This is a genomic window from Gemmatimonadota bacterium (assembly GCA_030747075.1).
Taxonomy (GTDB): Bacteria; ARS69; ARS69; order ARS69; family ARS69; genus ARS69.
In genome coordinates, this window is sequence record JASLLL010000009.1 from 35,344 (window position 1) to 49,666 (window position 14,323).

General features: G+C 65.3%; 11 protein-coding genes. 5 read left to right on the top strand and 6 right to left on the bottom strand.

The features are described from left to right. Positions 1-90 precede the first annotated feature (90 nt). A complete protein-coding gene (erpA, locus tag QF819_04700; GenBank protein MDP6802458.1) occupies positions 91-414 on the top strand; it encodes an iron-sulfur cluster insertion protein ErpA in 324 nt (107 codons plus the stop codon). A 103-nt stretch (positions 415-517) separates the two neighbouring features. Here the strand turns inward: erpA and QF819_04705 are convergent, their stop codons facing one another. Next, the gene (locus QF819_04705; GenBank protein ID MDP6802459.1) at positions 518-778 is read right to left on the bottom strand and encodes a hypothetical protein; all 261 of its coding nucleotides are present in this window, start codon (positions 776-778) and stop codon (positions 518-520) included. Between the two features lie 236 nt (positions 779-1,014). Here QF819_04705 and moeB point away from each other — a divergent pair, with 236 nt between their 5' ends. Then, complete coding sequence (gene moeB, locus QF819_04710) at positions 1,015-2,157, top strand: molybdopterin-synthase adenylyltransferase MoeB (protein MDP6802460.1); 1,143 nt, start codon at positions 1,015-1,017, stop codon at positions 2,155-2,157. Between the two features lie 9 nt (positions 2,158-2,166). On the opposite strand, the gene QF819_04715 is transcribed toward moeB, so the two are convergent. Together QF819_04715 and QF819_04720 are read right to left on the bottom strand one after the other, a co-directional pair. After that, complete coding sequence (locus tag QF819_04715; protein MDP6802461.1) at positions 2,167-2,970, bottom strand: hypothetical protein; 804 nt, start codon at positions 2,968-2,970, stop codon at positions 2,167-2,169. Positions 2,971-3,083: 113 nt separating this feature from the next. After that, the gene (locus tag QF819_04720; protein MDP6802462.1) at positions 3,084-3,893 is read right to left on the bottom strand and encodes a hypothetical protein; all 810 of its coding nucleotides are present in this window, start codon (positions 3,891-3,893) and stop codon (positions 3,084-3,086) included. Positions 3,894-4,030: 137 nt separating this feature from the next. Between QF819_04720 and preA the strand changes: the two genes are divergently transcribed. Further along, a complete protein-coding gene (gene preA / locus QF819_04725; protein MDP6802463.1) occupies positions 4,031-5,374 on the top strand; it encodes an NAD-dependent dihydropyrimidine dehydrogenase subunit PreA in 1,344 nt (447 codons plus the stop codon). Positions 5,375-5,376: 2 nt separating this feature from the next. Here the strand turns inward: preA and QF819_04730 are convergent, their stop codons facing one another. The 3 genes from QF819_04730 to QF819_04740 are packed head-to-tail and all read right to left on the bottom strand — an operon-like array spanning position 5,377 to position 9,325. Beyond that, positions 5,377-7,572, bottom strand: a complete 2,196-nt coding sequence (locus tag QF819_04730) for an alkaline phosphatase family protein (GenBank protein MDP6802464.1) — start codon at positions 7,570-7,572, stop codon at positions 5,377-5,379. Continuing rightward, the gene (locus tag QF819_04735) at positions 7,569-8,270 is read right to left on the bottom strand and encodes a hypothetical protein (GenBank protein ID MDP6802465.1); all 702 of its coding nucleotides are present in this window, start codon (positions 8,268-8,270) and stop codon (positions 7,569-7,571) included. Before QF819_04735 ends, QF819_04730 begins: the two co-directional genes overlap by 4 nt. Beyond that, positions 8,267-9,325 carry a M42 family metallopeptidase gene (locus tag QF819_04740; GenBank protein ID MDP6802466.1) on the bottom strand — a complete coding sequence of 353 codons (1,059 nt, stop codon included), beginning with the start codon at positions 9,323-9,325 and terminating at the stop codon, positions 8,267-8,269. The genes QF819_04735 and QF819_04740 overlap by 4 nt, the downstream gene beginning before the upstream one ends. A 179-nt stretch (positions 9,326-9,504) precedes the next feature. Here QF819_04740 and QF819_04745 point away from each other — a divergent pair, with 179 nt between their 5' ends. Together QF819_04745 and QF819_04750 are read left to right on the top strand one after the other, a co-directional pair. Beyond that, complete coding sequence (locus QF819_04745; protein ID MDP6802467.1) at positions 9,505-12,654, top strand: sigma 54-interacting transcriptional regulator; 3,150 nt, start codon at positions 9,505-9,507, stop codon at positions 12,652-12,654. 645 nt (positions 12,655-13,299) lie between these two features. Then, entirely contained in the window at positions 13,300-14,310 is a 1,011-nt protein-coding gene (locus QF819_04750; GenBank protein MDP6802468.1) for a lamin tail domain-containing protein, read from the top strand. Positions 14,311-14,323 lie beyond the last annotated feature (13 nt).

Genomic DNA, 14,323 nt, shown 5'->3' on the forward strand with positions numbered 1-14,323 from the left:
AGTACCTTGCGTGGGCTGTAACCGATTGAAACTCAATGTGTTCCGGACTCCGCACTCCGGAGTTCCGGTCGTTCCCGGAGAGGGCAGGTCATGATTACCGTCACAGAGGTTGCGTCGGGAAAGATGAAGGAGATTCTCCAGGAGGAAGATCAGGCTGAAAAGGGCATTCGGATCTTCGTGGAGGGCGGCGGGTGCTCCGGTTTCCAGTACGGATTTGCCTTCGACGACGCCAAGGAAGCGGATTTCAAGCTGGAAATGCCCGGCGGTTTCGAAGTGCTCGTGGATGCGTTCAGCATGAACTACCTGAAGGGTGCCACGGTGGATTATGTGGAGACGCTGGAGGCATCCGGCTTCAAGATCACCAACCCCAACGCCACCGGAACCTGCGGTTGCGGGCAGTCGTTCGACAGCTGACGCAGGGCTTCGCGCCACGGGGCGCGGGACCGGGAGAGGCTACCCGGTAGAAAGGGCCCCCGCCTGATCGGCGGAGGCCCTTTTCTTGCGCGTGGCACCTTGTCTATCTCCATGCCCAGTGTCCGCGTACCCGGATGCGGCACCCGGGGGCGACGCGCTTCCAGTGTCCCGGAACCCACACCCTGTGATGGCGCGGGGCTCTCGGTCCGGCGACGACCACGACCCGAGCCGGAGCCGGTCGAGGAGTCCGGATGACAAGCCTCCCCCGAACCCGTGCGGATGCGTCAGTCGGGGCGGCGAGTCCGGCGGAGAGAAGGGCGGCGGTGAGAAGTGCGGGAGCGATGAGTCCGGACAGCGTCTTCATGAGGGTCTCCTTATGGCCGAATCTCCGGCCTGTGTGGGTTGCCCGGCGATACCGCAATGCGTGTGCCAATTGCACGCATTGCGGCGTGATCACCCGCAAGTGTCTGTGTCGACACGGGTTCGGTCCCAGATGGCTGGCCCGTGCCGCCCTCCTTCCTGACGGACCTCTGCGTACATGTTGGACCCCTGCGGCCATGTCCGGCATGATCGACGACGACTGACTCCGGAGGATCGCCTGTGTCGCCCCCTGACTCGGAACAGACTCGCCGCTACGCCCGGCACCTTGTCCTGCCGGAGGTGGGGCGCGAAGGGCAGGAGGCGCTGGGGCGTGCGCGGGTTCTCTGCGTGGGCGCGGGGGGATTGGGTTCGCCGCTTGCGCTTTATCTTGCCGCGGCCGGCATCGGGACGCTGGGGATCATCGATCACGATCGCGTGGACGAAACCAATCTCCAGCGGCAGGTGATTCACGGAACGCCGGATATCGGGCTCCTCAAGACGGACTCCGCCGCATCTGCGATTGACCGCATCAACCCCGGCGTCCGGGTAGTTCGCTATCCGGAACGACTGGATGCATCCAATGTGCTGGAGATTCTTGCCGACTACGATCTGGTGGCGGACGGCACGGACAACTTCCCCACTCGGTATCTGGTGAACGATGCCTGCGTGCTCGCAGGCAAGGCGAATGTCTACGGTTCCGTGTTTCGATTCGAAGGCCAGGCGGCCGTCTTCTGCGACCCGGACGGCCCCTGCTACCGCTGCCTCTACCCGCAACCGCCTCCGCCGGGAATGGTGCCCGACTGTGCGACGGGTGGGGTCCTCGGCGTGCTCCCCGGGCTGATCGGGATGATCCAGGCGACAGAGGTGGTCAAGCGCGTGATCGGAATCGGGGAGCCACTTGTGGGACGGCTCATTCTATACGACGCCCTCTCCATGACCTTTCGCGACATGAAGATTCGCCGGGACCCGGGTTGCCCCGTCTGCGGAAAGTCCCCACGGATCACCCGGGCGGAGGATCTGGCGGACGCCTGCGGGGCCGGCGCTGAATCCCCCTCGGCTGGACCGGACACGGACCTGTCGGTGGAGGAAGTCTCCCGGAGGCTGGAGAGCGGGGAGGATCTGGTTCTGCTGGATGTCCGGATGCCGGAAGAGTGCGGCATCTGCTCGCTGCCGGGTGCGGTGGCCATTCCGCTTCCGCATCTCACGGAGAGGGTCGGGGAACTGGACCCCGCGCGTGAGGTGATCGTCTATTGCCATGTGGGAATCCGGTCCGCGCACGCCGCTGGAATCCTGCGAAGTGCCGGTTTCCGGAAGGTGTGGAATCTTGCCGGCGGGATCGATGCCTGGTCGGACCGGGTGGACGCGACGATCCCGCGCTACTGAGGGAGTGGGCTAGTCTTCCTGTTCGGAGCAGGGGTTTTCCCCGGTCGCGAAGTTGAGGCGGCACCGGCCACCCTCGTACGGAATCACTCCGGAACCGGACCCGTCGAGTTCCAGAGTGAAGGGGAGGATCGTCTCCCCGAACAGGAACGCTCCCATCTCCATCTCTCCCGACGGCCATTGGCCGACCGCGCCCGCGCTGTAGGAGAAGGTCAGATCGAGTTCGTGAATCCAGGAGTAGAGGAGGTTGGTGTCTTCCATCCGGAGAGTCCCTTGAGTCCGGATGCCCGTTCCCGTTTCGGAGGGTCGGCAGCGAATCCCCCCGGAGTCCCAGAGCGTGGGGTGCGCGGACATCGTAAAGGTGCGCCCGAGAGAATCAGGGAGCGTCAGAATGAGTTCCGGCACGGACAGAGTCCAGGAGGGGACCGGGGATGTCTCTTCCACCGTGTAGGACATGGATCCGTCCACGGTGTAGCGGATCCACTCTCCGCAGAGAAGCTTTGCATCTTCGAACGAGGCCTCTCCGGTGGACGGATGCAGCACCCAACTGCCAGCGGGCTCTTCGCAGGTGGTTCCCGTGATGGGGGCGGATGATCCTTCCTCCATGCGGGAAAGAAGCGACTCAGCGAGCGAGTTCTGGAACTGCAGGAAGTCCAGGGCCACGCGGGACGCCAGGAAGATGTCGTCCGAATCCAGCCTGCCGGTCCCGGGATCCGCCAGCGATCCTCGATCGTCTTTGCAGGAAGCGAGCGGCAGCGCCACGAGAAGCACGGCGACTGGTGCGAAGCGACGGAAGAACTGGCGATCACGCGACATTCTGGACCCCTCCAGAAAGAAGAATCGGCCGGGAGAGGGAATCTCCGGACCCGGTGACAGACCCGCCTACATCTAGCAGAAGGAGGGCGGAATGTCCAGCGTGAGCCCATCCATCACGGGGCACGGAAGAAGAGCGTGCCTCCCAGATCGATCCACTTGATCGTGACTCGCCCCGCGATCCCGGTCTCTTCACGAGCGCCGATGTTGAACATCTCCTCGAAGACCACCCCGCCCTTGAAAGTCCGATCCTCCGCGATCAGGAAGTCGAGGAACAGAAGGACCGAGGAGTCCTCATTCCCGACGAGGACATCCGCTCCGTCGGAATAGAGGACATAGGCGGCTTTCCCTTCGCGGCCCTTGCTGCGGATCACCTCAGGAAGGACCTTGTCCCTGCGAACATGGAACTCCGTGAGCGTCGTGGGAGATCCGATGAACCGGCGAAGCTTCCTGGTATTGGACGCCTCGGTCTCGCAGAGATGGACATCGGAGAGGAACTCATCGAAAGGAACTTCCGCATGGCCCAGCAGTTCCGGAAGCCGGAGCTGCACTTTGGTTTCTTCGGAGAAGAGTTCGACGACTTCCTTGCCGTTGTAGATCCGATCCAGGACGAGGTGCGTTCGCGGCTGCTTCCTCTTGCGGACACCCAGCATGGTGCCTCGCTTGACATGTTCGCGGAGGTTCTTCTTGAGGTCCGGTCCCATCATGACCAGGAAAATGTTGCCATCGCGGACGAGTGCCGTGTTCTTCCGGGCGGCGGCGATCTTGGGGACAGGAATGCGATAGGTGTGGGTGCTGCTTTGCACCTGGCCCTTCATCATCTCCTCAAGAGACGCTTCCTTGTACGGATCCTGAAAAGACTCACAGCCCACCAGGGCGAAGGCAACCAACAGGGACGGAATCAGGATACGCAGGGGCTTCATCATGGGACCACCTCTCACCGACCGGAGTGAACTCGAAGGAGGGTCCGCTCCCTCCCGACGACCAATGTTCCCTGTTCGCGGCTTTTCGGCAAGCCCTGCGTTGGGGTAGGATGGACTGGTTCACCCACCCGGAGGAATCCATGCCTGATCTTACGACCGAGTTTGCCGGAGTGGTCTCCCCAAACCCCTTCTGGCTGGCATCTGCCCCGCCCACGAATATGGGGTCCATGGTGTCTCGCGCATTCGACCAGGGCTGGGGGGGGGCGGTCTGGAAGACCCTGGGAGACCCCATCGTGAATGTCTCGTCGCGGCTTGCGGCCAGCGACTACGGTCCGCTTCGCATGATGGCGCTGAACAACATCGAACTCATCACGGACCGTTCGGTGGAGACGAATCTCCGGGAAATCGCCGAGGTGAAGAAGGCCTGGCCGGACCGGGCCGTCATCGTGTCGGTGATGGTCAATCCCGAGCGGGAAGCATGGCACGAGATGGTGGAGCGCGTGGGGGATACCGGGGCGGATGGCGTGGAACTCAACTTCGGCTGTCCGCACGGGATGAGCGAGCGCGGTATGGGCTCCGCGATCGGGCAGGTTCCCGAGTACACGAAAATGATCACCGAGTGGGTCGCGGAAAAGGCCGCGGATGTGAAGAAAGACCGGCCCTTTGCGGTGATCGTGAAGCTGACGCCGAATGTGACGGATGTTGTGCACATTGCGCGTGCGGCGCGCGAGGGGGGCGCGGATGCGGTGGCGCTCATCAACACCATCAACAGCATCATGAGTGTGGATCTGGACACGATGGTTCCCGCGCCGAATGTGAACGGCAAGGCGGCGCACGGTGGCCTCTGCGGTCCGGCGGTGAAGCCGATCGCGCTTCACATGGTCAGTTCCATCGCGCGGGATCCGGGCTGGGACTTGCCGATCTCCGGAATCGGGGGGATTGCTGACTGGCGGGACGCCGCCGAGTTCCTCGCGCTGGGCGCGACCAATGTTCAGGTCTGCACGGCAGTCATGCACTTCGGATACCGGATTGTCGAGGAGATGACTGAAGGGCTGGAGGACTATCTCACGGAAAAGGGACTCGCCTCCGTTTCAGAGATGGTCGGCGCCGCCAACGGGCAGGTCGTGGACTGGGGGGATCTGGATCTCGGCTATCAGATTGTGGCGCGGGTTCATCCGGAGAAGTGCATCCGCTGCAACCTTTGCCATGTGGCCTGTCGCGACGGCGCCCATCAGAGTATCGAACTGGTGTCCGCGGAGACCGGGGCCATCGTCCGTGATCGTCAGGGGGTCGGAGAGGAACCCGCCCCGGATGCCCGGGTTTACCCGCGCGTCGTGGACGATGAGTGTGTGGGATGCAACCTGTGTTCGCTGGTGTGCCCGGAACCGGGGGCGATCACGATGGAGCGCGTGGACGACGGCTCCCGTTCGATCACCTGGCGGGAGTGGACGGAGCGCGGACTCCCGGTGGTGCCCAAGCCCTGACGCTACTGGATGTATCCGAGTGCGCGGAGTTCCTCTCGGATTCTCTCGTCGGCGTCGGTCGCGATTCCTTCCGTCGTTGCGCTGTCCCGGGCGCCGTAGCTCTCCACCATGCGCACCCCGTGTTCCTCAGCCCAGGCTTCTGTGAAGAGATCGGTCAGCACCACGCCCTCCATGTCGGCGGCAGCTGGCGCGCCCAGGAGGTGGAGGATCGTCGGAGTCAGGTCGACCGCCCGCGCCCCGCGGACCCACCCGCCCTTTCGAAAGGGAGGCCCCGCCGCCAGCAGGAACCCGTCCATGGCGTGATCGCCGGAGTGCCCGCTCGGGACGATCGCGCTTCCCGCAGGGAGTCGCCCGTTGCCCAGAGAGAGGGCGGCCCCGGCCAGTCCCCGGTGGAATCGGGCCAGAAGGAATGGCCCGTCCTCATCGCGTCCTGTCGAGAGTCGGCGGAAAACCGCCCCCCCCGCATCGGTGCGTGCCTTGCTCAGCGTTCGCTTTGCCTCTTCCAGCGCCACTTTCCCGTTCGCGGCGGCCCTGCCCGGGCGCAACCGTCGCACGGGGTCGGTGAAACGGTCTGCGTTCGGATCGAAGACCCGGCTGGCCCGCTCATCCACGCTCCCCGGTTCTCCCGGCAGCGAAACAGCCAACCCGGCCGCCGCGAGCAGGTGGTTCATGTGGTAGGCGGTGTCGCGTTCGTTGTTTGCGAGGAATCCGTGATCGGACAGGATGACGATGCTGGTGCGCGGATCCACCATCGCGATCACCTCGCCCACGAGTTCATCGGCGAAGTCGTAGTACCGGTCGATGACCGGAGCGAGGGCACGGACTTCGTCGTCGGCCATGGTGCCGTAGAGCGTTTCGGAGAGCCCCCGCCGCCCGCGTTCCGCCATGCGGTACTTCCAGAAGAGGTGCTGCGTATTGTCGGTGCCGCGGAAGTAGAGTGCGGTCAGGTCCGGTTGTTCTTCGCGAAGGAGAAGCCGCGCGGACTCCAGCGTGAAGAGATCATGGCGCACCACCCGATCGAGCACATCCACGGCACGACGGGTCGGCCCCCATTGCTCGCGCCGGAACACCTCCAGCGAATCGCCGACTTGTGTGAACCTCCCGATGCCGCGCCACGGATGGGTGTCCAGCGTCTGGCGCACCGAATCCACCGCCGCCGTGAGGTGCGCGGGATACACGCGGTCCGACAGGCCGTCGAAGTCCGCCCGGTCGGAGACAATCGTGCCCGCCACCTCCTCCGCAGGCCACGACACATACCAGTTCACGAACGCCACCGTGTAGTCCGCCGGCGCGGCGATGTTCCACAGCGCGGGAACTCGTCGCATCCGGCCTGACACCGGAATGGCCTCACCATCGCGCCGCGTGACAAAGTCCCGAATGCCGTGCGTGGTCGGGAGCATTCCCGTCACGACCGAGGTCCACACCACGGGCGACTTCGGCGTGCGGATGGAACGCAGCGGGCCGGTCGTTCCGTCGCGCAGGAGTCGCGCGAAGTTCGGCAGGCGCCCTTCGGCGATGCCCTCGTCGAGGAGGCCTCGCTCGATTCCGTCGATCGCGAGAATCAGGACGCGCTCGTCGCTGCCCGATCGGGCCGCGCTGGCGACGGTCTCCGCGTCCGGGCGGCGAGGTCCCGGAAGCGAGGTCGTCGCCATTCCCGCGAGAAGAAGGAGCGCCATGGCGGGCAGGCCGAACGCAAGCGCGCGAAGAACCTGCGGGGGGGCCACGCGACTCACGCGGGCACTCACCCATGCGACGGCAAACGCCCCGCTCGCCGCCGCAAGAACGATCCACAGTCCGGGTGCCGCGGGCAGACCCCGGTGAAGCCAGAGCCGTCCGAACGCGGCGGCGTCGATGGCAGCCAGGACGCTCGCGATCGCGGCGGCTCGCGCCAATCCCGCCCGGAGCTTCCCGCGAGCGAGAGTCGCCAGCGCCGCGCCCGCGGCGGCCCCGACCAGCGCATGCATGGCGACATAGGCAGCGGTACCCATGGCGGCGGTATCCAGATGCGTGAGTGTCGGCTCCGAGAGAAGAGGACGGAGTCTGCGGAATGCGAAGTTGAGCAGGTCCGCCCATACATGGAGGTCGCGGGATCTCTCGGCCGCGGCGAATACGGCGCCGGCACCGATCCCCGCGAGGAATCCCTCGATCGCTGCACGCGCTCGGTCGATCTCCCGGGCGGGGAGGCGCGCGTCGCTCAACGGCGCGTCTCGGGATGGGTCGATGCGCGCGTGTCCGCTCCAGTGCGACCCGCACCCTGAGATTCGCCCGGTTCGGTCAGAAGCAGGCGATGAATCTCCTCCACATCGGGCCGTGGAAGGCCGCAATCCATCGCGCGGAAGTCCCGTGGGAGGTTCTCGATGGCCTCTTCCAGCATCGGCCGTCTGCGAACGGAGTGGGCGGACTCATGCGGCGTGCGTCCGGCCAGGTCCTTGTGCGGAAGGTAGACCCACGCTTCCTTGAGAAATCGGCGGGCGAAGTGCGCCGCGTCCAGATATGCGTCGCCCTCATCCTCCAGCGGATGGAGCAGCGCGCCGGGGCGGCGCAGCGCTTCCGCCAGCGGGACGATCCGCGTGGCGTCGGCCACCGTCTTTCCGGAACCGAGCGACTCCACTCTTCTGCGAAGCACCTGCATGCGGTCCTCCGACACCGTATCCAGCAGGATTCCGCGCGGCCAGAGGGTCACCAGCCCGAGAGGCGTTCGGGCGGGTTCCTCTTCGGCCGACCAGCGGATCCACTCCGCACGCATTCCCCGTCCGATGCGCACAGCGCGAAAGAGCGGGCTGGCACAGAGCGCATCGGCCAGGCCCTCGCCGGGCGGGGTGGCGGCCCACGCCTGATGGAAGCAGACGGGGGCGGCGGCCAGCGTCCGCGGATCCGCGTGGCTCCCCGCGGTCATGCCTTCGTTCCCGTGAGGCACCGGTGGGCCTCGGGGATCCACGCGGACAGCAGGTTGACGGACGCCCGAATGTCCTTCTCGTGGCACATCTCGATGTGGGAGTGGACATACCTTGTCGGGATGGAGATGCAACCCGCCGGGATTCCGTGCCCGGCCCGCTGAATGCCAGCGGTGTCCGTGCCGCCTTGCGAGAGGATCTCCATCTGATGCGCAATCTTCTTCTTCTCCGCGACACCCCGCAGCGATCCCACGACGCCCGGATCGCAGATCACGCTGGAATCCATGATCTTGATGGCCGCGCCCTTTCCGAACCGGCAGATCCGGTCCTGCGCGGGCGCTCCCGGGACATCGTTCGCCAGAGTGATGTCGATGGCGAGTCCCAGATCGGGATTCAACTGCCTCGCCACCACCTGCGCTCCACGAAGTCCCACTTCCTCCTGAGTGGTTGCGACGGCAATCAGTTCCACGGAGTGGTTCCGCAGCTTCCGGATGGCCTCGATCATCACAAAAAGGCCCATCCGGTTGTCGAGTGACTTCGAGGTGACCGCGTCTCCGATCCGGGCAAACTCCCGCTCACGGGTGATCATGTCGCCGACGGAAACCAGTTTCGTCACCTTCGATTTCGGAAGTCCCAGATCGATGAAGAAGTCCTTCAGCGCCGGCGGCTTCGCCCTTTCCTCGTCCGACATGATGTGGACCGGCTTCGATCCGATGAGACCGAGAAGATCCTTCTTGCCATGAACCAGGACGCGCTGCGCGGTGAGCGTCTTCGGGTCGAATCCGCCGAGTGTCGTGAACCGGAGGAAGCCGTCGTCGTCGATGTGCGTGACCATCAGCGAGATCTCATCCATGTGCGCGGCCAGCATGAGGCGCAGCGGATCCTTCGGGGCGCTCCGACCACGGGGGCTTCGGACCCCGATCAGGTTCCCCAGTCGATCCACTTTCGTGTGATCCACGAGAGGTTCCAGTTCGCGGGACACGACTTCGCGGATGCGCTCTTCGCGACCCGGTCCACCGGGCACGCGGCAGAGTTCGCTCAGCAGGTCGAGGTTCATGATTCCTCCGAAGGAAATATCCGGGCCTCGGCGCGGGGGATTTCCCCTCCGGGGCCGTAGGGGAAAGATGGTAACTTCGGGACAGTGACGACCCAAGGGATTTCCACGGACGCCGCCGGGTTCTTCCGTCTCGGGCGGGGAGACTGGCGTGTGGATGCGTTGCGGGAAGGGAGCTTGAGATGGCCGGTACCGATCCTCTGGAGATCCGGGCACTCTCTGATGTTCTCCACGCTTCCGGCGAAACCTATCTGAAAGACGGGGATTATACGCGCGCGGCGGAGTTCTTCCGCAAGAGCCTGGACATTCGTGAGCGGATCGGCGAACCGCGCCTGACCGCGGATACGCTTGCGGACCTCGGGCGCGTTCTCATGCTGCTCGGAGAGATGGAAGAGGCGGCGGAGCGCGTCCGGAGCGCGCTGAAGCATCGGGAGGACGCCGGGGACTCCGCCGGGGTGGCCGACTGTCACGATATCCTGGGGAACATCGCCCGGGGGCAGGGGCGACCCGACGAAGCGGAGTCGCACTACGGCCGGGCGCTTGCGTTCAAGCAGGAAGCCGGGGACGAGCGCGGGATGGCCACGACCCTCGCGCTGTACGGGATTCTCCACAACGAACGCGGGGATTATCCGGCGGCTGAAGAGCGCTATCAGGCGGCGCTCGCCATCTTCGATCGTGTCGGGGATCGGGAACAGGTGGCGTCTCTCACCAACAACCTCGGCAATCTCTACCTGCGCAAGGGAGATCCTGGCGCCGCAGCCACGGAACTGGAGAAGGCGCGGGACCTGTTCGAGGAACTCGGCGACCCGCGCGGCGTCGGCAAGTGCCTGAACAACCTTGCGGCCATCTACCGCGCCTTGGGCAAGGACAGCCCGGCGGCGGATTCCTACCGGAAGGCGCTGGGCCTTTTCGAGGAGATCGGCGACAAGCGCGGCGCTGCGATCTCGGCGAACAATCTCGCCGTGATCGAGCAGGACTTCGGGCGATATCGGGAGGCGTCCGAGTACCACGAGCGGAGTCTGGAACTGAAGCGGGAGATGGGGGATCGCACGGGTGAAGCCGTGTCGCTGGGGAATCTCGCGGACATTGCCTTCTTCCGTGGGGAGTGGGAGCGGGCGGACCGCCTGCACCGGCAGGCCCTGGCGATTCAGGAAGAGGTAGGCAATCGAACGGGGGAGGCCCGGCTCAGGAACCGTCGCGCCCGATTGCGACTGGTGCGCGGGGGGCGCGAGGCCGCCGCCCGGGAAGCGGCGACGGCGCGCCGACTGGGGCGCGAAGTTCAGTCGCGCGAGATCCAGGCGGAGGCGCTGCTCATCGAGGTCCGCCTTGCATCGGCAGCGGGCGACACCGGCGGGGCTCGCCGTCTTCTGGAGGAGGCCGAGGAACTCGGCCGGGCCATGCGCAGCCGGGAGACGGAGGCCGCCATCCGCGTGGCGCGCGGGGAGGTTCTGGCGTCGGAGGGAGAGGAAGAGGCGGCTTCCACCATCTTCGACGAAGCCTCCCGGGCCTACAAACGGCTGCGGCGCTCCTTCGATCTGGCGGGGGTGGAGCTGGCGCGCGGCGTCTCGCTGGCGCGGTTCGGGCGGGGGGATCGGTGCATCGAACCGTTCGCCCGGGCCGAGGAGATCCTGGACGGCATGGGTTCCTCGGCGCACATGCTCGCGCCGTTGAGGCAGGCGCTGGAGATTCTCGCGAAGGAGCACCCCGGCGAGGGGGTGGAACTGGCGGAGATGGGGACCCGACTCGCCCATCGCCTGGGGGACTCGGATGCTGCCCGGGACTTTCAGGAGGCGCTCCAGACGCGTGAGAGTGGCGGCGGCGAGAACCCGGCGGAGCATCGGCTGGCGGTTCTCTCGGAGGTGACCCGACACCTTCAGGAGACCCGGCAGGCCGAAGGCGTCGCGGGCTGGATTCTGGAGCGTGTGGTAGAGGAGGTCCGTGCGGATCGCGGCCTGCTGCTGTTGCAGGAACTGGCGGGCGACGGGTTTCAGGCGGCGGCGGTCCTTCGGCTGGAGGATCCCGCGTTGACGGATGCGGTCCGCGCTGCGGAGAGGGCCGGGGAGTCGGGGGAGACGATCCGGGACTTCCAGGGCGGAGGGAGCGCGGGGAGCAGATCGAGACTTGTCGTGCCCTTCGGGGTGCGGGGGGAGGAGGGCGTGGCGGGCGTCATGCATCTGGAGGCGTCGGTCGGTGCGCGCGGGTTCTCTCTGGCGGATGCGCGCTTTGTGAGCAGTTGTCTGGCCGCCTACGCGCTCTTTCTGCGGGGCGGATCCCCCCGGGAGTCCCGGGATCGCGTGGCGGTGGGGTCGGGAAACACCCCGGCGGCCTTCTCGACGATCGTGGGAGATTCGAAGCGCATCCGCGAAGTATTCCACGCGGCCACGCGGGTCGCGGCCGGGAACGCCACCGTGCTCATTCTCGGAGAGAGCGGGACCGGGAAGGAGCTTCTGGCGCGGGGGATTCACGACTCCTCTCCGCGCACGGCGGAGCCCTTTGTGGCGGTCAACTGCCCGTCGATCCCGCGGGACCTGCTGGAGAGCGAGCTTTTCGGGTACGAGAAGGGCGCATTCACCGGCGCCGACTCCCCCAAGGCAGGCAGGCTGGAACTGGCCGACGGAGGGACGCTCTTCCTGGACGAGGTGGCGGACCTGTCGCCGCCCGCCCAGGCGAAAATCCTGCGCGTGCTTCAGGAGCGCACCTTTGAGCGACTCGGCGGGCTGGAGACGAAGGCGGTGGATGTTCGCATCCTCGCGGCCACCTCCACCGACCTGGCCGAAGCTGTCCGAGATCGGCGCTTCCGGGAAGATCTCTACTACCGGATCAATGTGGTTCCGCTCGTACTCCCCGCACTCCGCGATCGAAAGGAGGACATCCCCGCGCTGGTGGACCACTTCCTCGCGAAGTACGCGCGGCCCGAGCGGCCCGTCCGCTTCGTCACGCCGGAGGCACTCCGTCGACTGACCGTCTACCCGTGGCCCGGGAACATTCGGGAGTTGGAGAACGCCATTCAGTACGCGGTGAGCCTCATGGACGGAGAGACCCTGGCACCGGGAGATCTCCCCCGGACCGTTCGGTCCCACGGCGGCGGCGATCTCCGGGGGATCGGGAGCCTCCGTTCGGAACTCGAACGCGTCGAGAAGGAGATCATTCTGGAGATTCTGGAAGAGACCGGATGGAACCGGAGCGAGGCCGCCCGCCGTCTGGGAACTCACGAGAGCAAGATCCGTCAACGCATCCGCAAGTATGGCCTGTCTTCCCCGAAGAAGAGCGAAGAATCCGCTCGCGGAACACGCTCAGACGACCAAGGATTCGTCGATTCTGACGAACACTGATCCTGTGCGAAATCAAGGACTTACGGCCCGATTTCGACAAACTCGCGGATTTCGACGAACTCCGTCCGATCGGCGAGGTTTCCTGCGGGAATTGTCGCAGAATTGAGGCGCCGGAACAGACGCCGGGCCAAGGACTTACAGAGACACTCGCGAAAATCGCCGAACCTGCGAAAGTTGGCATCCGGATTGCAGTAGTCCCTCCCCGTACGCCGGGAACGAGTCCCGGCGGTGGAGAGGAAAGCCGAGATGCAAACTCCAGGAAACACACCCCGAGAGCGAATCACACAGGCTCCGGAGAGCCGAGGAAATCATGGGCGGCACCCATTCCTCGCTACGCTCTCCGTTCTGGCCCTGGTGATCGCTCTGGGGATCCTGGGGGGTTCGAGCCGGGTCACTCCGGTCGCGGCGGAAGCGAATGCCCCGTCCCGAACTCTTCGCGGAGACACCTCCATTCTCCACCGCCAGGACGCTGTTTCCGGCGGAGACCGGTATGAGCGACCCGCATGCCCCGTTCCGTCTCGCGTCGCGGGGAGCGTGCGGGTTCGTATTCCGTAAGTGTTCGAGAGGAGAGCAATCCGCCTCTCAAATGCGGTAGAATGGTGGCAGTGTTACCCCCCTTCGATGCGGGACAGGAGGACTTTCGAAATGCAACTCAAAATGCGCTCACACTTTGCGTCGGCGACTCGGATCGCGTCGCTTCTTCTGCTTGCGGGTTCTCTTGCGCTCCCGGCAGAGGCCGCGGTGATGATCAATGAGTTCGAACGCGCGTCGGGTTCGGACTATGTGGAGCTCTACAACGACGGGACGGTCTCGGTGGATCTCTCCGGTTGGACACTGGAGAGCAAGCTGGGCGTGGTCATTCCTCTGTCCGGTGTCATTTCCGGAGGCGGATACACCACGCACAGCACATCCAATGTCGTGCTCGACGGGGGGGAGATCGAACTTTACGACGGCAGTTACCTCAAGCGTGACGAAGTCGCTTTCGGATCCGCCGGGGGGGCGCCCGCCGTACCGCCGATCGGTTCATACTCCTGCGGTCGCGCCCCGAACGGTACAGACACCGGGAACGACGCCGCCGACTGGAACCTGGCGACCAGCAACTCACTCGGTTTTGCAAATACGCACCCGGTCGCGAATCTGAACGGCTGGGTGGCCATGAACGAAGTGGGCTTCCAGAGGTTCCGCTCCTCCGCGGGGTGTGAACTCGGAGCGACCGTGGTGGAACTGTTCAACTCCACCGGAACCTATGTGGATCTCTACGGGTGGTGGGTGACCAACGGCCGCAAGGTGACCGTTCTCTTCGGGATGATTGCCCCGAACGGATTTGCCGTATTCAATGACCTTGCCACGGGGTTCTGCTTTGACGAGACCGAAGTGATCTATCTCTTCGGACCCACCGGTCGACGCTTCGATCAGTTCGGTACGAAAGGCGCCCGGCTCCCCGACGAGAGCTTTACCTTCCAGCGTGTTCCGGACGGCACGGGCGGACAGGGTCCCTTCGACGGGTTCGACTATGTATCGAGCGGCGGGTCGAGGGTGCTGTTCATGCTCCCGCAAACCTGGAACGACACGAACGATCAGGCCACGCCGATGGCGGCGGACGACCCCGCGATCGAGGCCGGAAGCTGGGGGAGGGTCAAGGCCCTCTACCGCTAGGTTGGTGCGGCTG

Bases quoted from the DNA above. Each gene is read 5' to 3' on its own strand.
- erpA (MDP6802458.1), top strand. From the start codon at position 91: ATGATTACCGTCACAGAGGTTGCGTCGGGAAAGATGAAGGAGATTCTC.
- QF819_04705 (MDP6802459.1), bottom strand. From the start codon at position 778: ATGAAGACGCTGTCCGGACTCATCGCTCCCGCACTTCTCACCGCCGCC.
- QF819_04715 (MDP6802461.1), bottom strand. From the start codon at position 2,970: ATGTCGCGTGATCGCCAGTTCTTCCGTCGCTTCGCACCAGTCGCCGTG.
- QF819_04720 (MDP6802462.1), bottom strand. From the start codon at position 3,893: ATGATGAAGCCCCTGCGTATCCTGATTCCGTCCCTGTTGGTTGCCTTC.
- preA (MDP6802463.1), top strand. From the start codon at position 4,031: ATGCCTGATCTTACGACCGAGTTTGCCGGAGTGGTCTCCCCAAACCCC.
- QF819_04735 (MDP6802465.1), bottom strand. From the start codon at position 8,270: ATGACCGCGGGGAGCCACGCGGATCCGCGGACGCTGGCCGCCGCCCCC.
- QF819_04740 (MDP6802466.1), bottom strand. From the start codon at position 9,325: ATGAACCTCGACCTGCTGAGCGAACTCTGCCGCGTGCCCGGTGGACCG.
- QF819_04745 (MDP6802467.1), top strand. From the start codon at position 9,505: ATGGCCGGTACCGATCCTCTGGAGATCCGGGCACTCTCTGATGTTCTC.
- QF819_04750 (MDP6802468.1), top strand. From the start codon at position 13,300: ATGCAACTCAAAATGCGCTCACACTTTGCGTCGGCGACTCGGATCGCG.